The sequence below is a fragment of the Blastococcus sp. SYSU D00868 genome, assembly GCF_054050575.1.
The window spans coordinates 38,323-60,687 of record NZ_JBJGZO010000028.1 but is presented as its reverse complement, the minus strand read 5'-3'; the positions used below and the strand labels follow the sequence as shown (position 1 = coordinate 60,687).

General features: G+C 77.2%; 18 protein-coding genes. 12 read left to right on the top strand and 6 right to left on the bottom strand.

Annotation, left to right across the window (positions count from 1 at the left end; genetic code table 11):
* Positions 1-129 precede the first annotated feature (129 nt).
* On the bottom strand, positions 130-1,650 hold the full coding sequence (locus ACI79F_RS19485) for a glycerol-3-phosphate dehydrogenase/oxidase (protein WP_456545073.1): 1,521 nt from the start codon (positions 1,648-1,650) through the stop codon (positions 130-132).
* 15 nt (positions 1,651-1,665) lie between these two features.
* Here ACI79F_RS19485 and ACI79F_RS19480 point away from each other — a divergent pair, with 15 nt between their 5' ends.
* Positions 1,666-3,372 carry an FAD-binding oxidoreductase gene (locus ACI79F_RS19480; protein WP_456545074.1) on the top strand — a complete coding sequence of 569 codons (1,707 nt, stop codon included), beginning with the start codon at positions 1,666-1,668 and terminating at the stop codon, positions 3,370-3,372.
* Positions 3,373-3,464: 92 nt separating this feature from the next.
* Here the strand turns inward: ACI79F_RS19480 and ACI79F_RS19475 are convergent, their stop codons facing one another.
* Complete coding sequence (locus tag ACI79F_RS19475; RefSeq protein WP_456545075.1) at positions 3,465-4,925, bottom strand: FAD-binding oxidoreductase; 1,461 nt, start codon at positions 4,923-4,925, stop codon at positions 3,465-3,467.
* Between the two features lie 160 nt (positions 4,926-5,085).
* Between ACI79F_RS19475 and ACI79F_RS19470 the strand changes: the two genes are divergently transcribed.
* Positions 5,086-8,469: a BTAD domain-containing putative transcriptional regulator gene (locus ACI79F_RS19470; RefSeq protein WP_456545076.1), complete on the top strand. Its 3,384-nt coding sequence runs from the start codon at positions 5,086-5,088 to the stop codon at positions 8,467-8,469.
* Positions 8,470-8,561: 92 nt separating this feature from the next.
* Positions 8,562-9,029 carry a DUF7144 family membrane protein gene (locus ACI79F_RS19465; RefSeq protein ID WP_456545077.1) on the top strand — a complete coding sequence of 156 codons (468 nt, stop codon included), beginning with the start codon at positions 8,562-8,564 and terminating at the stop codon, positions 9,027-9,029.
* An 18-nt stretch (positions 9,030-9,047) separates the two neighbouring features.
* Here the strand turns inward: ACI79F_RS19465 and ACI79F_RS19460 are convergent, their stop codons facing one another.
* Entirely contained in the window at positions 9,048-9,815 is a 768-nt protein-coding gene (locus ACI79F_RS19460; protein WP_456545078.1) for an SDR family oxidoreductase, read from the bottom strand.
* A gap of 157 nt (positions 9,816-9,972) precedes the next feature.
* Between ACI79F_RS19460 and ACI79F_RS19455 the strand changes: the two genes are divergently transcribed.
* Positions 9,973-11,172, top strand: coding sequence for an arginine deiminase (locus ACI79F_RS19455; RefSeq protein WP_456545079.1), 1,200 nt, complete (start codon positions 9,973-9,975; stop codon positions 11,170-11,172).
* A gap of 118 nt (positions 11,173-11,290) precedes the next feature.
* The gene (locus ACI79F_RS19450; protein WP_456545080.1) at positions 11,291-12,184 is read left to right on the top strand and encodes a hypothetical protein; all 894 of its coding nucleotides are present in this window, start codon (positions 11,291-11,293) and stop codon (positions 12,182-12,184) included.
* A gap of 67 nt (positions 12,185-12,251) precedes the next feature.
* Here the strand turns inward: ACI79F_RS19450 and ACI79F_RS19445 are convergent, their stop codons facing one another.
* Positions 12,252-12,908: a hypothetical protein gene (locus ACI79F_RS19445; RefSeq protein ID WP_456545081.1), complete on the bottom strand. Its 657-nt coding sequence runs from the start codon at positions 12,906-12,908 to the stop codon at positions 12,252-12,254.
* 64 nt (positions 12,909-12,972) lie between these two features.
* Positions 12,973-13,911 (bottom strand): DUF5926 family protein, encoded by a 939-nt coding sequence (locus ACI79F_RS19440; protein WP_456545082.1) that lies wholly within the window; start codon positions 13,909-13,911, stop codon positions 12,973-12,975.
* Positions 13,912-13,954: 43 nt separating this feature from the next.
* On the opposite strand from ACI79F_RS19440, the gene ACI79F_RS19435 reads away from it, so the two are divergent.
* The 5 genes from ACI79F_RS19435 to ACI79F_RS19415 all read left to right on the top strand — a co-directional run bounded on the left by ACI79F_RS19435 (position 13,955) and on the right by ACI79F_RS19415 (position 19,894).
* Entirely contained in the window at positions 13,955-15,166 is a 1,212-nt protein-coding gene (locus ACI79F_RS19435; protein ID WP_456545083.1) for a cytochrome P450, read from the top strand.
* Positions 15,167-15,267: 101 nt separating this feature from the next.
* Positions 15,268-16,545, top strand: coding sequence for a DUF222 domain-containing protein (locus ACI79F_RS19430; RefSeq protein WP_456545084.1), 1,278 nt, complete (start codon positions 15,268-15,270; stop codon positions 16,543-16,545).
* 201 nt (positions 16,546-16,746) lie between these two features.
* Complete coding sequence (locus ACI79F_RS19425; protein WP_456545085.1) at positions 16,747-17,262, top strand: SigE family RNA polymerase sigma factor; 516 nt, start codon at positions 16,747-16,749, stop codon at positions 17,260-17,262.
* Complete coding sequence (locus ACI79F_RS19420) at positions 17,259-18,227, top strand: hypothetical protein (protein WP_456545086.1); 969 nt, start codon at positions 17,259-17,261, stop codon at positions 18,225-18,227. Before ACI79F_RS19425 ends, ACI79F_RS19420 begins: the two co-directional genes overlap by 4 nt.
* Before the next feature lie 50 nt (positions 18,228-18,277).
* Complete coding sequence (locus tag ACI79F_RS19415; protein ID WP_456545087.1) at positions 18,278-19,894, top strand: long-chain fatty acid--CoA ligase; 1,617 nt, start codon at positions 18,278-18,280, stop codon at positions 19,892-19,894.
* Between the two features lie 41 nt (positions 19,895-19,935).
* On the opposite strand, the gene ACI79F_RS19410 is transcribed toward ACI79F_RS19415, so the two are convergent.
* Positions 19,936-20,265, bottom strand: coding sequence for a rhodanese-like domain-containing protein (locus ACI79F_RS19410; RefSeq protein WP_456545130.1), 330 nt, complete (start codon positions 20,263-20,265; stop codon positions 19,936-19,938).
* Positions 20,266-20,321: 56 nt separating this feature from the next.
* Between ACI79F_RS19410 and ACI79F_RS19405 the strand changes: the two genes are divergently transcribed.
* Together ACI79F_RS19405 and ACI79F_RS19400 are read left to right on the top strand one after the other, a co-directional pair.
* Complete coding sequence (locus ACI79F_RS19405) at positions 20,322-20,834, top strand: PH domain-containing protein (protein ID WP_456545088.1); 513 nt, start codon at positions 20,322-20,324, stop codon at positions 20,832-20,834.
* A 7-nt stretch (positions 20,835-20,841) separates the two neighbouring features.
* Positions 20,842-22,326, top strand: coding sequence for a PH domain-containing protein (locus tag ACI79F_RS19400; protein WP_456545089.1), 1,485 nt, complete (start codon positions 20,842-20,844; stop codon positions 22,324-22,326).
* Positions 22,327-22,365 lie beyond the last annotated feature (39 nt).

Sequence of the window (22,365 nt, the reverse complement as noted above, 5' to 3'; positions counted from 1 at the left end):
CCCCGCCCCCCGGGGGGGGGTCCGCGCGGGGGGGGGGGCCGACCCCCCCCGCGCCCGCGGCGCGGCCCCGGGGGGGGGGGGGGGGGCCCCCCCCCGCCACGATCAGGTCACCTGATCCCGGCCCGGGGGCTACTCGGCGAGGACGGCCTCGGCGGCGGCGAGCGCGCGTGCCCGGTCCGCGGGCACCAGCCCGATGCGGGTGCGCCGGTCCAGCAGGTCGGCCACGGTGCGTGCGCCCTCGGCGCGGACGGCGAAGCGCAGCTCCCCCACCGTCTCCGGCCGGCCCGCCACCACCGGCTCGGCGCCCAGCGCGGCCACCGCCGGCGCCTCGGTGCCGTACCGCGCCACCAGCCGCGGCGGCGCGTCCACCCGCGCCAGCGCCGGCCGCGGTGCCGCCCCGACCAGCGGCAGCCGGGCGGTGACCGACCTGACCGCGCCGCGGCCGAGCCGGGCCACCACGGCGTCCACCGTCTCCTCGGCCATCGCCCGGTAGGTGGTCAACTTCCCGCCGACGACGGTGAGCACGGCCCCCTCCCAGGAGAGCAGGTGCTTGCGGGAGAGGTCGGCGGTGGCGTCGCCGGGGCCGCTGCCGGCCGAGGCCGGCAGCACCAGCGGGCGCAGCCCGGCGTAGGAGCCGACGACGTCGTCGCGGGTCAGCGGCTCGGCGAGCACCCGGTTCACCGTCTCCAGCAGCTGGGCGACCTCGGCGTCGGAGGGCACCGGGTCGTCGTCGGGCACGGGGCCGGCCACCGGCTCGTCGGTGAGCCCGAGGTAGACCAGCCCGCCGGGCTGCGGCAGCGCGAACACGTACCGCGAGCGCGAGCCGGGCAGCGGCACGGTGAGCGCCGCGGTCGGGTCGCCGAGCCGGGCGGCGCGGACGACGAGGTGCGAGCCGCGCGAGGGCACCAGCCGCACGTCCGGCGCGAGCCGCTGCGCCCAGACCCCGGCCGCGTTGACCACCACGCCGGCGCGCAGCTCGAACGGCGCCCCGTCGTCCGGGGTCACGGACACGGTCCCGCCGGACACCCCGGTCACCGCCGCGCCGGTCACCACCCGGGCGCCGAGCGCGGCCGCCGTCCGGGCCAGCGCCACGACGAGCCGGGCGTCGTCGGCCAGCTGCCCGTCCCAGAAGACGACGCCGCCGCGGCCGGCGCGCACCGCCGGCGTCGCCCGCGCCACCTCCGCCGCGCCGACCCGGGTGGTCGGGGGCAGCGACCGCCGGCCGCCGGGCACGGAGATCCGCACCGCGTCCCCCAGCCGGCCGCCGGCCTCGGCGAGCGCGGTCACGTCCCGCCCGGCGACGTCCGGCACCAGGAACGGCAGCGGCCGGACCAGGTGCGGCGCGGTCGCCCCCATGAGGACGGCGCGCTCGCGGGCGGACTCCCGGGCCAGGCCGATCTCCCCGTGGGCGAGGTAGCGCAGCCCGCCGTGCACGAGCTTCGACGACCACCGGCTGGTGCCCGAGGCGAGGTCGGCGCGCTCCAGCAGCGCCACCGTCAGCCCCCGCGATGCCGCGTCCAGGGCCACCCCGGCGCCGGTCACGCCGCCGCCGACCACCACCACGTCGACCGCCCCGTCGGCGAGGGCCTGCAGGTCAGCGGCCCGCCGCTCGGCGGCGAGCGCGCCGGGGGCGGGCGCGTCGCGGGGCACCGGCAGACTGTAGCCGTGCCCGAGCAGCCGGAACTGACGATCCAGGGGTGGGGCCCGGGGGCCTCCCGCGTGGCGACGGTCGCGGAGGGGCCGGAGGAGTCGGCGGAGGGCTCGCTCGAGCTCGCCCGCGACCCCGACCTGGCCGGCGCCCTGCCCCGCGCGGCCCGCCGGCACCTGGCCCGGGAGCTGGGCTGGACGCCGCGGTCCACCCCCGCCGTCCGGGTCGGGGAGATCCGGCTCGCGCCCAGCCGCCTCCCGGAGGAGGCCCGCGCGGCGCTGGTCGCGCTGCTCGGCGCCGAGCACGTGGCCACCGACCGGGAGGCGCGGCTGCGGCGCACCGGCGGCAAGAGCTACCTGGACCTGCTGCGCCGGCGCGAGGGCGACGCCTCCGACGCCCCCGACGCCGTGGTCGCCCCCGGCGACACCGCGCAGACCGCGGCCCTGCTGGCGCTGTGCGCCGAGCACGGCGTCGTCGTCGTCCCGTTCGGCGGCGGGACGAGCGTCGTCGGCGGTCTCTCGGGCACGGACCCCGACGACCGGCCCGCGGTGGCGCTGGACCTGCGCCGGATGGCGGCGGTCCACGACCTCGACGTCCCCTCCTCCCTGGTCACCGTCGGCCCGGGCATGCGCGGCCCGGCGCTGGAGGAGGCGCTGGCCGCCGAGGGGCTGACCCTCGGCCACCTGCCGCAGAGCTGGGAGTTCGCCACGCTCGGCGGGTACGCGGCGACCCGGTCGGCCGGGCAGGCCTCGACCGGCGTGGGCCGGTTCGACGACCTGGTGGCCGGGCTGACCCTGGCCACCCCCACCGGCGTGCTCGAGCTCGGGCACCCGCCGGCCTCGGCCGCCGGCCCCGACCTGCTCGGGCTGGCCCTCGGCTCGGAGGGCGCGCTCGGCGTGATCACCGAGCTGCGGCTGCGCGTGCGGCCGAAGCCGCGGACGACCGCCTACGAGGGCTGGTCGTTCCGCAGCTGGGCCGCCGGCCTCGCCGGGCTGCAGCGGCTGGCCCGGCACGACCTGCTGCCCGACGTCGTCCGGCTGTCCGACCCCGACGAGACCCGGGCCAACCTGCTCATGGCCGGCGGCACCGGCGCCCGCGCCCTGCGGGCCTCGCTGCGCGCCCGCCGGCACACCGGCGGCTGCCTGCTCGTCGTCGGCTGGGAGGGCCTGCCGACGCTCGTCCGCGCCCGGCGGAAGGCGGCGGCGTCGGTGCTGCGGGAGGGCGGCGCGATCCGGGTGGGCCGCCAGGTCGGCGAGTCCTGGCGGCGGCACCGGTTCGAGGCGCCCTACCTGCGCGACCGGCTGATGGACTCCGGCCTGCTCGTGGAGACCCTGGAGACCGCGGCGACCTGGTCGGCGCTGCCGACCGTCTACGACGCCGTCCGCCGGGCGCTGGGGCGGTCGCTGACCCGGGCCGGCCGGCGCCCGCTGGTGATGAGCCACGTCTCGCACGGCTACCCGACCGGGGCCTCGCTCTACGTGACCGTGCTCGCCGACCGGGACGACGACCTGCCCATCCAGCAGTGGCTGGCCGCCAAGCGCGAGGCGACCGACGCGCTGCTGGCCGCGGGCGGCACGCTCACCCACCACCACGCCGTCGGCGCCGACCACCGCCCCTGGCTGGAGCGGGAGGTCGGGCCGCTGGGCGTCGAGGTGCTGCGGGCGGTCAAGCAGCGGCTCGACCCGGCCGGCATCTGCAACCCGGGAGTGCTGCTCCCCGACTGAGCGGGGCGCACCCGGAGGTACAGGAAGCTCTCCCCACGTCCACGCCGCCAGGACGTGCGTATTGCTTCCTGTGCCTCAACTCCGGACCGAGCTCAGGCGACCGGGGCACGGGAGGACCGGGTGCGCAGCGCGTGGCCGGTGGAGAAGACGTCGCCCGGGTCGACCGCGGCCTTGACGGCCAGCAGCCGCTCGGCGTCGGCCGGGTCGTAGGCGGCGAGCACCTCCGCGGGGCCGGAGACGTCGCCGAGGAAGTTGACCATGCAGCCGGGCGCGGCCCAGGGGCGCAGCGCCTCCAGCACGCCCCGGCCGACCTGCGGCAGCACCTCGGCCAGCTCGGGCACCATCGGGCCGAGCACGAGCACCGACCAGGCGCCGTGCCGCCCGGCGACGGCGTTGGGCACGGCGGCCGGCCGGGCCAGGGCCCCGCCCAGCTGCCGGATCTCGGCCATGACCAGCGGGACGGGCACGTCCGGGCCGGCGGCGGCGAGGAAGGCGTCGACGGTCTCGGCGGTGAGCTCGGACAGCAGCATCCCCTTCTCCCAGGCGGGCATGGGGTCCTTCGGGTCCATGTGGACGGCGTCCATCTCGGTGGTCAGCAGCGGGGTGATCGCCCCCAGCACGACCCGGCCGGCGCGGGTCATCGGCTCGACGAGCCGCTCCCCCTCGGCGAGGTCCTCGCCCGAGTAGACGTAGCGCAGGTGGACGACGGTCCGGCCCTGCAGCGGCGGGGGCAGGTCCGGCAGCGGGGGCAGCCGCAGGACGGCGACGGAGCTGCTGGCCTCCTCGGGCAGCGTCGGCGCCCACTCCCGGTAGGCGTGCAGCACGGCCGCGGCGTCCTCGGCCGCGAAGAAGACGCCGCCGCCGATGACCGACCGCACCGGCACCAGCCCGATCTCGATCGCGGTGACGACCCCGAGGGCGCCCTTGCCGCCGCGGACGGCCCAGAACAGCTCCGGGTCGGTGCCCGCGTCCACCCGGCGCAGCGCGCCGTCGGCGGTGACGATCTCGACCGCGTGCACGTGGTCGGCGGCGAAGCCGAACCGGCGGCCCAGCGAGCCGTGCCCGCCGCCGAGGGTGTAGCCGACCACGCCGACGTCGGAGGACGAGCCGCACAGCCCGGTCAACCCGTGCTCGGCGGCGGCCTCGAGCACCGCCGCCCACTTCACGCCGGCCTGCACGCGCGCGATGCGGCGCTGCGGGTCGACGACGACGCCCTGCATCCGGCGGGTGGTGATCATCATCGCGCCGGCGGCGTTGCGCACCGGGCCGTGGCCGGTGGCCTGGACGGCGACCGGCAGGTCGTGGGCGACGGCGAACTGCACGGCCGCGACGACGTCGGCGGCGCAGGTCGCCCCGACCGCGACGGCGGGGGTGTGCTGGACGGCGACGTTCCACGTGGCCACCTCGGCGGCCAGGCCGTCGTCCCCGGCGGCGTAGACGGGGCCGTGCACGCGGCTGCGCAGCTCGTCGACGGCGGCGGCGGGGAAGGACGGCGCGAGCGCGTCGAGGGCGGTCTCGTCGAGCAGGCTGCTGGTGCGCGGGGTGGGGATCATCGCGGGGGCTCCGGGAGTCGGACGGGTCGATCAGGTCGGGGCCGACCCTGGCCGGGGCGTCTTGACCGTGACTTGCAGCGGTCTTGCGGGCCCCTCCGCCGTGCGCCGCCGCGCGCGGGACGCTCCCGTTCCGGCGGCGGCTCTGCGAGACTCCCGCGCCGTGCACTTCCGCGTCCTCGGCCCGCTCGAGGTCACGGGTCCCGACGGTCGGCCGCTGGACGTCGGCGGCGCCAAGCCCCGCGCGCTGCTGACCCTCCTGCTGTCCGAGCCCGGCCGGGCCGTCGGCCTCGACCGCATCGTCTCCGCCCTGTGGGGCGACGAGCCCCCGCCCACGGTCACCGGCACCCTGCAGGCCTACGTCTCCCACCTGCGCCGGGTGCTCGAGCCCGACCGCGGGCCGCGGCAGCCGCCCGAGGTGCTGCTCACCCGGCCGCCCGGCTACCTCATCCAGGTCGGCCCCGAGCAGCTGGACAGCCTCCGCTTCGCCACGCTGCTGGAGGACGGCGACCGGGCCGTCGCCGCCGGCCAGCCGGAGCGCGGGGTGGCGCTGCTCGACGAGGCGCTGGAGCTGTGGCGCGGCGAGCCGCTGGCCGAGCTGGGCGACCAGCCGGCCGCGGCCACCGACCGGCTGCGGCTCACCGAGCTGTACGTGCGGGCACGCGAGCGGCGCTGCGACGCCCTGCTGGCCGCCGGCCGGCCCGAGGCCGCCGTCCCGGACCTGCAGCGGCTGGTGGCCGAGCACCCGCTGCGCGAGCGGCTGTGGGCCCGGCTGGTCACCGCGCTGTACGCCGCCGACCGCCAGGCCGACGCCCTGGACGCGCTGCGCCGCTGCGCCGAGCTGCTGCGCGACGAGCTGGGCATCGACCCGGGCCCGGAGCTGCGCGACCTCGAGCAGGCGGTGCTGCGCCAGGACCCCAGGCTCACCGAGCGGGTGCCCCGGCCCCGGCCCGCGCCGCTGCCCGCGCCCGCGGCGCCCGTGCCGGCCGCGCGCGCCGAGGGCCTGGTGGGGCGGGCGATCGAGCTGGCGCAGCTGCGGGTGTCGCTGGACCTGGCCGCCGGCGGCCGGCCGGCCGTGGTGGTGGTCGGCGGCGAGGCCGGCATCGGCAAGACCCGGCTGGCCGAGGCGGCCGCCGAGGTGGCGCGCGCCGCCGGCTGGGCGGTGGCCTGGAGCCGGTGCGCGGACGACGCCGGGGCGCCCGCGCTGTGGCCGTGGACCCAGGTGCTGCAGGCGCTTGGCCAGGAGCGGCTCGCGCCCACCACCGAGGACGACGCCGACGACGCCCGGTACCGGCTGTTCGAGGACCTGTGCAGCCGGCTGTCGGCCGCCGCCGCCCGCCAGCCGCTGCTCGTCGTGCTCGACGACCTGCAGGGCGCGGACACCACCTCGGTGCAGCTGCTCTCGCTGGTCGCCCGCCACCTGCCCCGGCTGCCGCTGCTGCTGCTGGTCACCGTCCGCGACGTCGGCGAGGAGCTGCCGGCGCCGGTCGCCGACTGCCTGGCGCGGCTGGGCCGGGAGCCGTCCGCCAGCCGGCTGCGGCTCGAGGGCCTGGACCCCGAGGAGGTCGCGGCGCTGCTGGCCGCCCGCCTGGGCCCCGACCCGGACCCGGCGCTGGCCTCGACGGTGCACGACCGCACCGCGGGCAACCCCTTCTTCGTCGTCGAGCTCACCCGCTGGCTGGCCGGCACGGCCGACGCCGGCCGCGACGCCGTCCCGCCGTCGGTGCGCGCGGTGCTGCACACCCGGCTGGACCGGCTGCCGACCGAGACCCGCACCGTGCTGGACCTGGCCGCCCTCGCCGGCCGGGAGGTCACCCTCGACCTGCTCGAGGGGGCGGGCACCCCGGCGGAGGAGGCGCTGCCGGCGCTGGAGTCGGCGATGGCGCTGGGCCTGCTGGTGCCCGGCAGGACGCCGTGGAGCTGGCGGTTCACCCACGCCCTGGTGCAGGAGGTGCTGGCCGCGGAGCTGAGCACGCTGCAGCGGGCCCGGCTGCACGCCCGGCTGGGCGCCGCGCTGGAGAAGCGGCGGGCCGGCACGCCCGGCGAGGACACCCTGCTCGAGCGGCTGGCGCACCACTTCGTCGAGGCGGTGCCGGTGACCGGGACCGGCCCGGCCCGCCGGTACGCGGCCGCCGCGGCCGACGCCGCCCGGGCCCGGCTGGCGCACGGCGAGGCCGCCGCGCACACCCGGCGGGCGCTGCAGCTGCTCGACCCGGGCGTGCCGGACGCGGCGCGCACCCGGCACGACCTGCTCACCGCCCTCGGCGACGACCTGCTGCGCAGCGGCGAGCGGACCGAGGCCCGGGAGGTGCTCGGCGAGGCGATCGGCGTGGCCCGGGAGCTCGGCGACCGGCGCTGCCTGCTGGAGGCCGCCTCGGTGTGGGGCTCGCCGACGCTGTGGAACTGGCGGCCGCACGGCGTGGTCGACCACGCGATGGTGGCGCTGCTGGAGGAGCTGCTGGAGCACCGCGACGAGATCGCGCCGGACGCGTCGGAGGCCGACCGCGACCGGCTCACCGCGCGGCTGCTGGGCACGCTCGGCGTGGAGCTCGCCTTCAGCGAGGACCTGCAGCGCGGCCCCCGCTACGCCGAGCGGGCGGTGGAGCTGGCCCGCGGCGCCGGGGACCCGGAGCTGCTCGGCCGGGTGCTGAACAACCTCTCGCTCGCCGTGTGGGGCCGGCCCGGCGCGGCCGAGCTGCGGCTGGCGGCCACCGACGAGGCGCTCGGCCTGGCCGGCCGCGGCCTGCCCCGGCGCACGGAGTTCTACGCGCGGCTGCACCGGGCCGCGATCCGCCTGCACCTGGCCGACCGGCGCGGCTTCGAGGAGGACCTGGACGCCGCCCGCCGGCTGTCGGCGTCCCTGTCCGGCCCCGAGGTGCGCCCGCACGTGCTGTGGCAGCAGGCGGGGGCGGCGTGGCTCAACGGCGACGCCGCCCGCGCCGAGGAGCTCACCACCGAGGCCTACGAGCTGTACCGCCGGGTGACCCCGCACGCCCGACATGCCTTCGCCGCCCACCAGTTCGCGCTGCGCCGCGCGGACGCCCGGCTGCCCGAGGCGGTCGACCTGCTGGTGGAGACCGGCGACGAGGGCAACCCGCTGCTGCAGCTCATGGCGGTGCTGGCCGCGGCCGAGTCCGGCGACCTGGCCTGCGCGCGGCGGCTGCGCCGGCGCTGGGGGCGCACTCGGGTGCGCGACTGGGCCAGCGACGTCGCGGTGCTGCTGGAGGCCGAGACGGCGCTGCTGCTCGGCGACGAGCCGGAGCTCGAGGTGGCCGTCGTCGCGCTGCTGCCCTTCCGCGGCCGGCAGGCGGTGCTCGGCACGCCCGCGTTCACCCTGGGCGCCTACGACGAGGTGCTCGGCCGGATCGCCGAGCACCAGGGCGACACCGTGGCCGCGCGGGAGTGGTGGGCCGGCGCCCGGCGGCAGGGCCGGGCGGTCGGGTCGCCGCAACAGGTCGCGGTCGCCGAGGCGCACCTGGCCCGGGTGCCGGAGTCGGCCGCGCACCGCCCGGTCCGCCGTCGTCCGCCGCCGGCCGAGTCGGCCTGACATCGTCCGCTCCGCACGAGGCGCGCCGGCTCCCCGGCGCGCCAGGCTCGGGCGGTCGGGGCCGCCCCGCGCCCCGGGGAGGAGGGACGGCGATGTCCACGGCGAACAGCAGCGGGTACGGGGTCGACTGGCGGGCCGGCGAGCGAGGCGGCCTCCGGGGGGACACGGACCGCCCGACCGGCTGGGCGTCCTGGATCGTCTTCGCCGCCGTGATGCTGGTGATCATCGGCTTCTTCGCGCTGGTGGAGGGGCTCTCCGCGCTGGTCAACGACGACTTCTTCCCGGTGCGGTCGGAGGCGCTGCTGCTCGACCTGGGCTACACCACCTGGGGATGGGTGCACGTCGTCCTGGGCGCGCTGGCGATCGTCGTCGGCGCGGGGCTGATGCGCGGCCACCGCGCGGCTCTGATCGCCGGCGTGGTGTTCGCCGGCGTCAACGCCGTGGTCCACCTGGCGTTCCTGCCGGCCTTCCCCTTCTGGTCGGCGCTGATCATCGCCTTCGACGTGATCGTGATCTACGCGATCACCGTGCACGGGTCGGAGGTCGCGGCGTCGGCCTGACCCCGACCCCGACCCCGGTCAGAGGGTCGTCGCGCGGCCGCCGTCGACGGGGATGACGGCGCCGGTGACGTAGGCGCCGGCCCGGCTGGTCAGGTAGACGACGACGCCGGCCATGTCGTCGGGGCGGCCGATCCGCTTGAGCGGCGCGGACGCGGCGATCTCGTCGCCGAACGCGGCCAGCGTGGCGGCCATCATCTTCGACTCGAACGGCCCCGGCGCGACGGCGTTGACCGTGATGCCGCGCGGGCCCAGCTCCTTGGCGAGCACCCGGGTCAGCTGGTGCACGCCGGCCTTGCTGGCCGAGTAGGAGTAGGTGGGCAGCGCGGGCACGTGCAGCCCGTCGATGCTGCCGACGTTCACCACGCGGGCTGGGTCGTCGGGGGTGGCGGCCGCCTCGAGCAGCGGCGTGCACGCGCGGGTGAGGAAGAACGGCGCCTTGAGGTTGAGGTCGAGGACCTTGTCCCACGCCGAGGCGGGGAACTCCTCGTAGGGCGTGCCCCACGTGGCGCCGGCGTTGTTGACCAGCACGTGCAGCCGGTCGGTGCGCCGACCGACCTCCTCGGCCAGCCGCAGGCACTCGGCCTCGGTGGAGACGTCGGCCGGGATCGACTCCACCCGCCCGAACGGCGACAGCTCGGCGACCGCGGCCTCCCCGGCGTCGGCCTTGCGGGAGCTGATGAACACCGAGGCCCCGGCCTGCAGCAGCCCGCGGGCCATCATCAGACCGATGCCGCGGGTGCCCCCGGTGACGAGGGCGACCTTCCCGGTGAGGTCGAACAGGTCCACGCGTACCTCCGTCTCGCGGGGACGGCGCCGTCCCCCGGACGGACGACGCTACCGAGCGCCCTCCGCGTGCCGGTGGCAGCCTCGGGAGGTGATGAAGGACCCCGCCGCCCCCTCCCACTCGCAGGCTCGCGGTGGGCCCCTGCGGCAGGGCCTGGGCGTGACCAGCGAGGTCGGCCGCCTGCGCACCGTCCTGCTGCACCGGCCCGGCGCCGAGCTGCGCCGGCTGACCCCGCGCAACAACGACGAGCTGCTGTTCGACGGCGTGCCGTGGGTGGCCCGGGCGCAGGAGGAGCACGACGCGTTCGCCGCCGAGCTGACCGCCCGCGGCGTCGAGGTGCTGCACGTCGACCGGCTGCTGGCCGAGGTGCTCGAGCTGCCCGCGGCCCGGGCCGAGCTGGTCGACGCCGCCGTCGACGACCCCCGGCTGGGCGCCACGCTGCGCCGCACCGCGGCCGCCCACCTGTCGGACCTGCCGGCCGCCGAGCTCGCGGCCACGCTGATCGCGGGGCTGGCGCACGACGAGCTGCCCGGCGCCCGCGGGCTGGGGTGGGAGCTCATGGGGCGGGGCGGCTTCGTCGTCCCGCCGCTGCCGAACCTGCTGTTCACCCGCGACTCGTCGGTGTGGGTGGGCGGGCAGGTGGCGGTGACGTCGCTGGCCATGCCGGCCCGGCGGCGGGAGTCGACCATCACCGGCGCGCTGTACGCCCACCACCCGCGCTTCGCCGGCGTCGACCGGCTCTACGACCCGTCGCTGGAGCACCTGGAGGGCGGCGACGTCCTGCTGCTGGCGCCCGGGGTGGTGGCGGTCGGCGTCGGCGAGCGGACGACGGCCGGCGGCGCCGAGCGGCTGGCGCGGCGGGTGTTCGCCCGCGGGCTGGCGCACACGGTGCTCGCCGTCCCCATCGCGCAGCGGCGGGCGACGATGCACCTGGACACCATCGCCACGATGGTCGACGCCGACGCCATGGTCATGTACCCGGCGGTCGCCGGCTCGCTGGTCGCCTGGACCGTCACCGCGGACGGCCCGGGGGACGACGCCGACGCGACCGACCTCGCCGTCCGCGGGCCCGAGCCCTTCCTGACCGCCGCCGCCCGGGCGATGGGGATCGACCGGCTGCGGGTCATCGACACCGGCCTGGACCCGGTCACCGCCGAGCGCGAGCAGTGGGACGACGGCAACAACACCCTGGCGCTGGCCCCGCGGCTGGCCGTGGCCTACGAGCGGAACACCGTCACCAACGCCGCGCTGGAGGCCGCCGGCATCGAGGTGGTCGCGATCGCGGGGGCGGAGCTGGGCAGCGGCCGCGGCGGCCCGCGGTGCATGTCCTGCCCGATCGCGCGCGATCCGCTCACCTGACGCGGACCGCTCCGTCACGCTGGGTGGCGGCGCGCAGGGCACCGAAACGACGGCGTGACCTCCCTCGCCGCCGCTCGTAGGACAGCGCGCCAACCGGTGCCGACTCCTCGGGGGATCCGTGTCCCGCAAGACCCGCCTGCTGCTCGCACCCGCCGCAGCGCTCGCCCTGCTCGCCGTCTCGCCGGGGACGGCCTCCGCCGAGCCCGCCACCCCCGACCCGCTCGGCGCGCTGCGGGACCTCTCCGACACCCTGACCGGCGGCTTCCCGGAGCTCCCGACGCCACCGGCACCGGCGCCGTCCGGGACCACGGGCGGGACCGAGCCCGGCACGGCGCTGCCCGAGGCGCTCCAGGAGGCCGGCGAGGCGCTTCCCGGCGCGATCCCCGGGGCCGGCGGCGACCCGGCTCCCGGGAGCGGCTCCGGCGCCGGCGCCTCCGGTGAGCAGACCCCGGCCGAGACGGCCGGGGACCCCGGGGCCGACGAGCCGGCGCCCAACCCGGTCGCCGGGCTGTGCGGCCAGCTCCGCGACGGGCTGGGCGCGCTGGACCCGCAGCTGGCCGCCGGGATCGACCAGCTCTGCGAGGCGGCCGAGGCCGACCCGACTGCGGCGATCCAGGACCTGCTGGAGCAGCTGCTGGCCGCGCTGCCGACGAGCCTCGAGGAGGGCTGCGACTCGCTGATCGGCCTGATCGAGCAGGGCGGTGCCGCCCTCGGCGTGGACCCGGCGCCGCTGGTCGGCCTGGTCGAGCAGCTGTGCGCGCTCATCCCGGGCCCGGCGCCGGAGCAGCCCCGGCCCGAGCAGCCGCAGCACCCGCAGCCGGCGCACCCCGTCGTCCACCCGGAGCAGCAGCCGCAGCCGGCCGTCGTGCCGGTGTCCAGTGGCGGCCCCACCGGCGGTGGCGGCCAGCTGGCCTACACCGGCCTGGACCCGAAGCCCTACCTGTTCGGCGGGGTGGCCGCCCTCGGGCTCGGCGCCGGGCTGCAGCTCCTGGGCCGCCGCCGCCAGGCCTGACCACCTCTCCTCCGGGTGCTCGTGCTCTGCCCACCGTGGTGGGCGGAGCACGAGCACGCCGGGACCCCTAGCCGAGCAGGACCACCGGGACGGCGACGAGCGCGCCGAGGACCGCCAGCCGCACCAGCCACCGGCCGAGGCTCAGCCACCCCCCGGGCAGCGGCCGGCGGTAGCCGCGGCCGGGCGGCGCCGCCCCCAGCACCGGGGCGAGCCACCGCAGGGTGGTCGTCGCGTTCTCCCGCTCCGACGCGACCGTCGAGGACCACAGCCCCAGCAGCAACCACACCCCGTAGATCAGCAGGAACGGCAGCAGGATGAGGCCGATCACCGCGCTGACCGGGTCGTCGCCGAGCGTCCACGAGTTCGTGTCGCCACCGCCGCCGTGGCTCGCGTCGGACCGGCCGGTGAGCCGGTAGAGCCGGTCACCGTGCCAGAGGTGCAGCCCGCGGCCGCTGCGCGAGGCGGCCGCGCCGTGGAACTCGGCGAGCGGGCCCTCCGCCACGACCCGCTCGGCGCGGAGCAACGGCGTCCGGACGACCTGCAGCCGGCCGCCCTCGATTCGCAGGACCACCCGGCGCCGGCCGATGCCGAGCGGGGTGAACCGGCGGACCCAGCGCAGCGGCGGGGAGACCGCCTCCGGCCCGTCGTGGGGCGGCAGCGCCTCGCGGAGGCGCTTCTCCAGCCGCCGCTGCGCCCGCGGCGAGAGCTCCTGCTGCTGCGTCACGGCGCGGCAATGTAGGGGAGCCGGGGCCGCAGCGGTATGGCCACGGCCACGGCTCCCCCGGGGTCTAGCGCAGGGTGATCTGGCGGGAGATCAGCCCGGCGCGGGCGCGGCGCTCGTCGGCGGTCAGCGGGTCGGTGACCGTCAGGGCCTGCTCCAGGCGGGCCTGGAAGTCGGTCGCGGCGTCGGTCCAGTCGTCGGCGAGCGCGTCGGCGGGCAGGTCCCAGACGGGGACGACGAGGCCGTGCGCCCGGAACGCCCCGGCGTAGCGGGTGCCCTCGCCGAGCAGGATCTGCTCGGACGCCGACAGCCGGGCCAGCGCGTCGAGCAGCGGCTCCTCCGGCTCGGGGCGGACCCAGCGCAGGTGCGCCCGCTCGCCGCTGGGCCGCACCCAGTAGGCGGCGCCGAGGCCGGGCAGCCGCACGGTCGGCAGCACCGCCTGGTTGGCCTGCTCGAGCCCGGCCTGCGCGGCCGGGGACGGGTCGGCGCCCTCCAGCCAGAACGCGAAGTCCTCGTGCACGGTGACCTCGAGCGGGGCCTCGAGGTCCAGCAGCTCCTGCAGCCGCGGCCCGGCCGAGCCGGCCGCGCCGACCGGGCCCGGGTCGACCGGCGCGCCCTTCGGCGCCTCCAGTGCGGCGGCCAGCGCGGTGCCGAGGTCGCGGCTGACGTCGTCGGAGGACGTCGGCAGCTGGACGCCGAGCAGGATCTCGCCGTTGGCCCGCACCAGCGCCGGCGCCCCGCCCGGCAGGACGCTGGCCAGGGTGACCTCGCGGCCGTCCGCCGTCTTCAGCGGGGCCGTCGCGGCCGGGACCAGCTCGCGCAGCGCCACCCAGTCCGGCTCGCCGGGCAGACCCTCGAACGGCCGGGTGACGGGCGGGGCGTAGCCCGAGCCGTGGCAGTGCTTGTAGCGGCGGCCGGAGCCGCAGGGGCAGGGCGCCTTGGGGTTGACGCCACCGCTCTCGGCGGCGGGGGAGCTGGGCTTGCGGCGGGTCGCGGAGCGGGCCATGGGGTCCAGGTTAGTGAGCGGGCCACCGTCCTAGGCTTCGACGGTGACGAGCACCGCCCCGCCCCTGGACCTCAGCGACCCGGCGGTGGTGGCCGACCCGTACCCCTCCTTCGCCCGGGCCCGCGCGCAGGCGCCGGTGCAGTGGCACCAGGGCCTGGGCCTGTGGCTGGCGTTCTCCCACGCCGAGGCCGGGGCCGTGCTGCGTGACCGGCGGCTGGGCCGCATCTGGCGGGACAGGGAGCCCGGCGAGCGGTTCGAGGCGTTCAACCTCATCCACCGCAACGCGATCCTGGAGATGGAGCCGCCGGACCACACCCGGCTGCGCCGGCTGATCAGCACCGCGTTCGCCCGCGGGCACGTGGAGCGGCTGCGCCCGTGGGTGGAGGAGCTGGCCCGGGAGCTGGTCGACGGCCTGGTCGAGCGGTCGGCCGGCACCGAGCCGGTCGACGTCCTCTCGGGGATGGCCGAGGAGCTGCCGGTCGCCGTGATCGCCGAGCTGCTCGGGGTGCCGCACGCCGACCGGCCGCTGCTGCGGCCGTGGTCCAACGCGATCGTGAAGATGTACGAGTACGGCCGGACGACGGCGGTCGAGGACGCCGCCGAGCGGGCCGCCGCGGAGTTCGTCGCCTACCTGCGCGAGCTGACCGGGCAGCGCCGCCGCTCCCCCGGCGAGGACCTGCTCTCCCACCTCGTCTCGGTCCGGGACGCCGACGGCGACCGGCTGACCGAGGACGAGCTGGTCACCACCTGCATCCTGCTGCTCAACGCCGGCCACGAGGCGACCGTCAACGTCTCGGGCAACGGGCTGCTGGCGCTGCTGCAGCACCCGGACCAGCTGGCCCGGCTGCGCGAGGACCCCGGCCTGCTGCCGACGGCGGTCGAGGAGCTGATGCGCTTCGACTCGCCGCTGCAGCTGTTCGAGCGCACGGCGACCGAGGACGTCGAGATCGGCGGCGTGGTCGTGCCGCGCGGGCGGAAGATCGCCGCCCTGCTGGGCAGCGCCAACCGCGACCCCGCCGTCTTCGCCGACCCGGACACCCTGGACGTCGGCCGCACCCCCAACCCGCAGATCTCCTTCGGCGCGGGCGTCCACTTCTGCATCGGGGCCCCGCTGGCCCGTGTCGAGCTGCAGGCCTCCTTCGGCGCGCTGCTCGACCGCACGTCGCGGCTGGAGCTCGGGCGGCCGGCCCGGCGGCGGCCGGAGTTCGTGATCCGGGGGCTGGCGGAGCTGCCCGTGGTCCTCACGCCGAGATAGCGGCGCTCGGGCTGACGCAACCCTGCACGACGATCTGTGGATGGGCGCCTGACCTGGGGATCTGTCGGCTCGGAGAGGGGCCGAGCCGATAGGATCCGTACATGTGTTCGACCGGTGGTGATCCGTCCGACGAGGCCTTGCATGCGCTGTCCGACGGTGAGCTGTTGGCCGAGGTGGCCGAGTTGGCCGCCGAGCAGAACCGGGTGGCTGCGCGGTTGACCGCCGCGGTGCGGGCGGCCGATGCGCGGCTGGCGTGTGAGCACGACGGGGTGAAGACGATGCAGGCCTGGCTGCGCACCCATACCGGGCTGAAGGCGAACGCCGCCGCGGCGCTGGTGCACCGCGGCCGGGCGCTGCAGCTGCTTCCCGCCACCGTCGCCGCGTTCGCCGCCGGCGCGATCGGGGTCGGGCATGTCACCGAGATCAGCAAGGTGGTGGCACCCAGGCATGCGGCGATGGCCGCCGAGCAGGGCATCGACCTGGGGCAGGTCGACCAGGCGCTGGCCACGATCGCCGCCGGGCAGAGCTTCCAGACCCTCGCCGAAGCGGTGGCCGACTACCTGGCCCGGCTCGACCCCGACGGCCCGGAGCCGGAGCCGATCACCCAGCGGTCGCTGCGGATCCTCACCCACCCCGACAGCACCGTCACCCTCTACGCGGAGCTGGACGCCGTCGGCGGGGAGAAGATCAAGGCCGTCATCGAACCGATGGCCGCGACCTCCCGCTGCGCCGGGGACGAGCGCACCCCCGCCCAGCTCCGCGGGGACGTGCTCGTGCAGTGGGCCGACAACACCCTCGCCGCCGGAGCGGTGCCCATCCAGCGCACCCGCCGGCCGGGCATCGCCGCCGTGCTGGACCTGGACGACCTGGTCGACCCGGCGATCGGCAAGACCGCCGCGGAGCTGGGCTTCGGCGCCACCATCTCCGCCGCCCGCGCCCGCTGGCTGGCCTGCGACTCCACCGTCGCCCGGATCGTGATGGGCCCGGACGGGGAACCGATCCACCGCGGCCGCGAGGTCCGCATCGTCCCCGCCGCCCTCCGCCAGCTGCTCGACCTGCGGGACCGGGGCTGCGTGTTCGCCGGCTGCGACGCCCCGCACTGGTGGTGCGAGGCCCACCACCGCATCCACTGGGCCTTCGGCGGCCAGACCACACCCGAGAACCTGGGCCTGCTGTGCGAGCGCCACCACGGCAAGGTCCATCACGGCTACCGCATCGAACGCGACCCCGACGGTCGGTGGCACACCTACCGGCCCGACGGCACCGAGATCCTGATCGACCGGGACGACCTCCTCAGCCAGGTGGCCCTCGCCATCCAGGAGGAGCTCCCCGACCGCGACCTGACCGTGGACCCGGACGAGGCGTTCGTCCCCGTCTGACCCCACCGGCCGCTGCCGGCCGGGCACCGGAACGGCGCCGCCGCCACCCCCACGGACACCGTCCGCGGGGGCGGGCGGCGTGCGCGCGCGGGGCTCCTCCCGGTCGGAGGGTCGTTACCGAACCGAGACCGGTCCGTCCTGGGGTCGACTGCCGCTGCCGATGCGTCTACGGGGTGGAGGCACCGACCACGGGGAGCGCGGGTGGCACGAGAGCGGGACGACGGGTTCACCGACTTCGTCCTCGACTGCGGGCCCCGGCTGCTGCGCACCGCCGTCCTGCTGACCGGCGACCGACACTCCGGCGAGGACCTGGTGCAGACCGCGTTGGCCCGCGCCTACGGGCGGTGGGCCACCGTCCGCGCCGCCGACGACCCGGTCGCCTACGTCCGCCGGGTCATGGTCAACGCCCACCTGAGCTGGCTGCGCCGGCTCACCAGCACCGAGCAGGTGGTCGAGACCGTGCCCGACCGCGGCGACGGCGCCGACCTGCAGGCCGCGCACGCCGAGGCCGCGGAGCTGCGGGCGGCGCTGCTGCGGTTGTCCCCGCGGGTGCGCACCGCCGTCGTCCTGCGGTACTTCGACGACCTCAGCGAGGCCGAGACCGCGCGGCTCATGTCCTGCTCGCGCAGCACCGTGAACAACCACGTCACCCGGGGCCTGGCCGTGCTGCGCACGCTGCTCGCCCCGCAGCCCGAGCCCACGAGGGGGGCCTCGTGACCGTCGAGCACGACCTGCCGGCCCGGCTGACCGCGCTGGCCGACGAGCTGACCTGGCCGGACCCGGACGTCTCCCCCGCCGCCGTCCTCGCGCGGCACCGCCGCCGGCGGCGCACCCGCGCCGGCCTGGTCGCCGCCGCGGCCGCCGTCGCCGCGCTCGTCGTCGCCGTGCCGACGGTGGCCGGATCCCTGTCGGCCGCTCCCGGCGAGGTCGCCGGCCCGGGCGCCACGACGTCCACCGCGGGCCCCACCGCCGAACCGGACGCCGAGGCGTCGGCCGCCTCCGCGTCGGCAGCCGCGGAGAGCCGTCAGGAGGAGGCCGGCCGCCAGGTCGCCGAGCAGCAGGCCGCGGCGGCCGCTGCGGCCACGGCCGCCCAGCAGGCGGCGCAGCCCGAGCTCGACGCGCTCGCCGCCGCCCTCGGCGGCCCGGTCGTCCTGTCCTCCCCGGCCGAGTGGGACCGGTGGCTCCCCGGCGACAAGCCCTACCCGGGTGCGTCCACCGAGGAGGACATCTCGACCTGCCCGCGGCTGGCCGACCGGCTCGGGGCCGAGTTCGGCATGCGCTTCAGCTACTGGACCGGCACGCTGCCGTACCCCGGCGGCTGCACCTGGGTGCCGGTGCCGCTGCGCTACGACGGGCCCTACGACTACGCCTACGTCGTCCGCGTCGCCTTCGAGGGCGGCACCACGGTCGACCAGCAGCGCGGCCAGTTCGTGATGGGCGGCGGGCAGGACGAGTTCCCCGGCGGTCTCCCCTGCCCCTCCACCGACGTCCCCGGCGGCGGCGCGCTCCTGCGCTGCGGGTCCCCGGACGCGCGCTACGACGCGGAGTGGACGCTGGTCCTCCCCGACGCCCGCGGCGGGGGCGTGTGGACCCTCGCCGCCAGCGCGCAGACGGAGACCGGGACCAGCTCCGCCGAGGCGCTCGCCGTGCTCGTCGGGGAAGTGAGCGCGATCTACGGCTGACCGGCTACCCATGGGTAGAAGGTGAGCGGCGCCACTGGCACGATCTCGCCATGCGTGGCCTGATGCAGGACTACCCCCTCACGATCGACGCGATCTTCCGGCACGTCGAGCAGCACTACGGCGACGGGACGATCGCCACCGGGCACCCGGGTGGGGTCACCCGAGTCACCTACGCCGAGTGGGCCGACCGGACCCGCCGTCTGGGCGGGGTGCTGGAGACCCTCGGCATCAGCGCCGACGGTCGGGTCGGCACCTTCGGCTGGAACAGCCAGCGGCACCTGGAGCTGTACTTCGCGGCGCCGTCCACCGGCCGGGTGCTGCACACCCTCAACATCCGGCTGTTCCCCGAGCAGCTCACCTACATCGCGAACCACGCCGAGGACGAGGTCGTCTTCGTCGACCGCTCGGTGCTGCCGCTGTTCTGGAAGCTCGTCGACACCATGACGACCGTCCGGCACGTCGTGGTCATGGACGACGGCGGCGACAACGAGATCCCCGACGACCCGCGGGTGCTCGACTACGAGGCGCTGCTGGCCGAGGCGCAGCCGGTCGACTTCCGCGTGACGGACGAGAACTCGGCCGCCTCGATGTGCTACACGTCCGGCACCACGGGCAACCCGAAGGGCGTCGTCTACTCGCACCGCTCGACGTACCTGCACACCATGGCCGTCATCGCGCCCAACGTGTTCGGGCTCGGCGTGCGGGACGTCGCCATGCCGGTCGTGCCGATGTTCCACGCCAACGCCTGGGGCATCGCGCAGGCCGCCCCGGCCGCCGGCGCCTCGCTGGTCATGCCCGGTCCGATGATGCAGCCCGAAGCGCTGGCGAAGCTGATCGTCGAGGAGGGCGTCACGTTCACCGCCGGCGTCCCGACCATCTGGCAGGGCGTGCTGCCGCACCTGGCCGGCAAGCCGCACAAGCTGCGGGAGATCGGCTGCGGCGGGTCGGCGGTGCCCAAGGCGCTGAGCGAGGCCTACCGCGAGCAGGTCGGCCTGCCGATCCTGCAGGCCTGGGGCATGACCGAGACGCACCCGGTCGCCTCGTCGGCGATGCTCCCCCTCGGCTACCTCGACGCGGACGAGGCCACCAAGGCCGACCGGCGGGCCCGGGCCGGCACCCCGCTGTTCGGCGTCGAGGCGCGGATCGTGGACGCCGAGAGCCTCGAGCCGCAGCCGTGGGACGACAAGGCCACCGGCGAGCTGCAGGTCCGCGGCCCGTGGTGCGCGCAGGACTACTACAACCCGGACGCGGGCGTGCAGCTGACCACCCCGGACGGCTGGATGCGCACCGGCGACGTCGCCGCCATGGACGAGCACGGGTCGATCCGGATCGCCGACCGCACCAAGGACCTCATCAAGTCCGGCGGCGAGTGGATCAGCTCCGTCGACCTCGAGAACGCGATCATGAGCCACCCGAAGGTCAAGGAGGCCGCGGTCGTCGGCATCCCGCACCCGAAGTGGGACGAGCGCCCGCTGGCCTGCGTCGTCCTCAAGGAGGGCGAGGACGCCACCGAGGAGGAGATCCTCGAGCACATCAAGCCGCTGGTCGCGAAGTGGTGGATGCCCGACGCCGTCGAGTTCATCGACGAGGTGCCCAAGACCAGCGTCGGCAAGTTCTCCAAGAAGGACCTGCGCTCGAAGTTCGCCGAGTACCAGCTCGAGTCCTGAGGGGAGTGGGGCGCGCAGGAGACCTGCGCTCCCGCACTCCGCTAGAGCGTGAAGGGGGGCCGGCCGGTCTCGCTGACCATGGGCCGGCCGGCCGCCTCCCACTCGCCCATCCCGCCGGCGACGTTCACCGCGTCGACGCCGTTGACGTTGAGCCACGCGGCAACCCGCGCCGAGCGGCCGCCGCTGCGGCAGATGACGTAGAGCGGGTCGGCCTCCGGCAGGTCGTCCAGCCGCGCCGGCACCTCCCCCATCCGGATGTGGGTGGCACCCTCGACGTGGCCGGCGGCCCACTCGTCGTCCTCGCGCACGTCGAGGACGACGGCGTCCTCGGGGACCTGGTCGGCGGACACGGTCGGCACCTGCTGGGGCATCACGCCACCCATGGTCCCACCCCGGCGCCGCCGGTCCGGCTGGGAGGATGGCCGCGATGACCGCCCCCAGCAGCGCCCCGGTCCGCGAGCCGGCGTGGCCGCTGTCCCGCTCCGCGATCTGGCTGTGGGTCACCCACGGGGTGATCGGCACGCTGTTCTGGGGCGTCCTGCTCACCGTCGCCCTGCTCCTCGTGCCCACCGACGAGGCGCCGCTGTCGCTGCTGCCCTGGGCCGGCCCGGCGCTGCTCGCCCTGTACGCGGTCGTCTCGATCGGCCTCGAGCCGTGGATCCGCTACCGGGTGCACCGCTGGGAGGTCACCGGCGACGCGGTCTACGCCCTCACCGGCTGGCTGACCCGCACCTGGACGCTGGTGCCGATCGCCCGCATCCAGACCGTCGACGTCACCCGCGGGGTCACCCAGCAGCTCTACGGCCTGGCCAGCATCGCCGTCCTCACCGCGTCCTCGCAGGGCACCGTCACCATCCGGCACCTGCCCGCGGACGTCGCCGAGCGGGTCGCCGCCGACCTCGTCCGGCGGGCCGACCAGGTGCGGGACGAGGCGACGTGAGCGGGCGGTGAGCACGGCCGACGGGGCCCCGGCCCGGCGGACGTCGCCGCTGGTCGTGCTGGTGCACACGGTCACCTTCAAGCAGGCCCGGCAGTTCGTGCCCGTGGTGCTGCCCCTCGCCGCGGCGATCGGGCTGGACGGCGGCGCGGCGACCGTGGTGGTGCTGGTCGTGCTCGTCACTCTCGCCTCGCTGGCCTTCGCCGCGCTGAACTGGTGGCGCTTCGGCTACGCCGACGGGCCGACCGCGGTGGTGGTCACCCGCGGGCTGCTGGCCCGCTCGGTGCGGACCGTGCCGCGCGACCGGATCCGCGGCGTGGAGGTCGAGGCTCCGCCGCTGCACCGGCTGCTGGGCCTGGTGCGGGTCCGGGTGGACGCCGCCGCGGGCGCGGCCACCGGCCAGGGCGAGGAGGTCGTCCTGGACGGCGTCCCGCGCGCCGAGGGCGAGCGCCTGCGCACCGCGCTGCTGGACCGGCGCCGCGTGCCGGCCGGCCCGGTCGGGGACGACGCGGCACCCGTCGAGCCCGACCCCCTCCCCGAGCCGGAGGAGGTCGTGGCCCGCTTCGACCACCGCTGGCTCCTGTACGCGCCGCTGGTCGGCAGCTACCTGGCCGTCCCGCTGGCCGCGGTCGGGGCGCTCATGCGGCTGGCGCAGGAGCTCCCCCGCAGCCTGGTGCCCGACGTGCCGGGGCCCGACCTCAGCTCCCCGCGGGTGCTGCTCGTCGTGCTGCCGGTCGCGCTCCTCCTGCTGGTGGCGGGCTCGGTGGTCGGGGCGGCGGTGGTCAACTGGCGGTTCCGGCTGGTCCGGCGCGGCGGCTCGCTGGTCGCCGTCCGCGGGCTGGTGACCCGGCGGCACACCGAGCTCGAGATCGACCGGATCCGCGGCGTCACCGTCTCGGCGGGGCTGGGCATGCGCTGGGTGGGGGCGGCGCGGGTCAGCGCGCTGGTCACCGGCCTGGGCGGCCAGCAGCGCCCCGGCCAGCTGCTGCCGCTGGGCCCGCGCCCGCGCGCCGAGGAGCTGGCCGGCCGGCTGGCCGACGACCCGGGCCCGCTGCGCCGGCACCCGGCGGCGGCCCGCCGCCGGCGGCTGGTCCGCGCCGTGGCGCCCGGGCTCGCCGTGGCCGCGGCCGGCGCCGTCGCGACCGCGCTGGCGGCCGGCTGGTGGCCGCTGCTGGCCGCCGGGGCCGCGCTGGCCGTGCTCGGCGTGCCGGTGGGCCTCGGCCGCTACGCCGCGCTGGGGCACGCGGCCGGCCCGCGCTCGTTCGCCGTCCGCAGCGGCTGGGTGGTCCAGGAGCGGGCCGTGCTGCAGCGCCGGGCGGTGGTCGGCTGGCAGGTCCGGCAGTCCCCGTTCCAGCGGCGCGCGGGGGTGGCCACGGTGGTCGCCTGCGTCGGCGCCGGCAGCGGCGGCTACTCCGCGGTGGACCTGGCCGCCGGCGACGTCGTCCCGTTCACCCGGGCGGCGTCCGGGGAGTGGGCCGGAGCGCTCGCCGACTAGAACGCTTCCAGAGTTCACCGCGGCATCGGGAGTGTCGAT

What these genes read in the sequence shown, in the direction of transcription:
- ACI79F_RS19475 (WP_456545075.1), bottom strand. Translation starts at nt 4,925, where the DNA reads ATGATCCCCACCCCGCGCACCAGCAGCCTGCTCGACGAGACCGCCCTC.
- ACI79F_RS19465 (WP_456545077.1), top strand. Translation starts at nt 8,562, where the DNA reads ATGTCCACGGCGAACAGCAGCGGGTACGGGGTCGACTGGCGGGCCGGC.
- ACI79F_RS19440 (WP_456545082.1), bottom strand. Translation starts at nt 13,911, where the DNA reads ATGGCCCGCTCCGCGACCCGCCGCAAGCCCAGCTCCCCCGCCGCCGAG.
- ACI79F_RS19430 (WP_456545084.1), top strand. Translation starts at nt 15,268, where the DNA reads ATGTGTTCGACCGGTGGTGATCCGTCCGACGAGGCCTTGCATGCGCTG.
- ACI79F_RS19415 (WP_456545087.1), top strand. Translation starts at nt 18,278, where the DNA reads ATGCGTGGCCTGATGCAGGACTACCCCCTCACGATCGACGCGATCTTC.
- ACI79F_RS19410 (WP_456545130.1), bottom strand. Translation starts at nt 20,265, where the DNA reads ATGCCCCAGCAGGTGCCGACCGTGTCCGCCGACCAGGTCCCCGAGGAC.
- ACI79F_RS19405 (WP_456545088.1), top strand. Translation starts at nt 20,322, where the DNA reads ATGACCGCCCCCAGCAGCGCCCCGGTCCGCGAGCCGGCGTGGCCGCTG.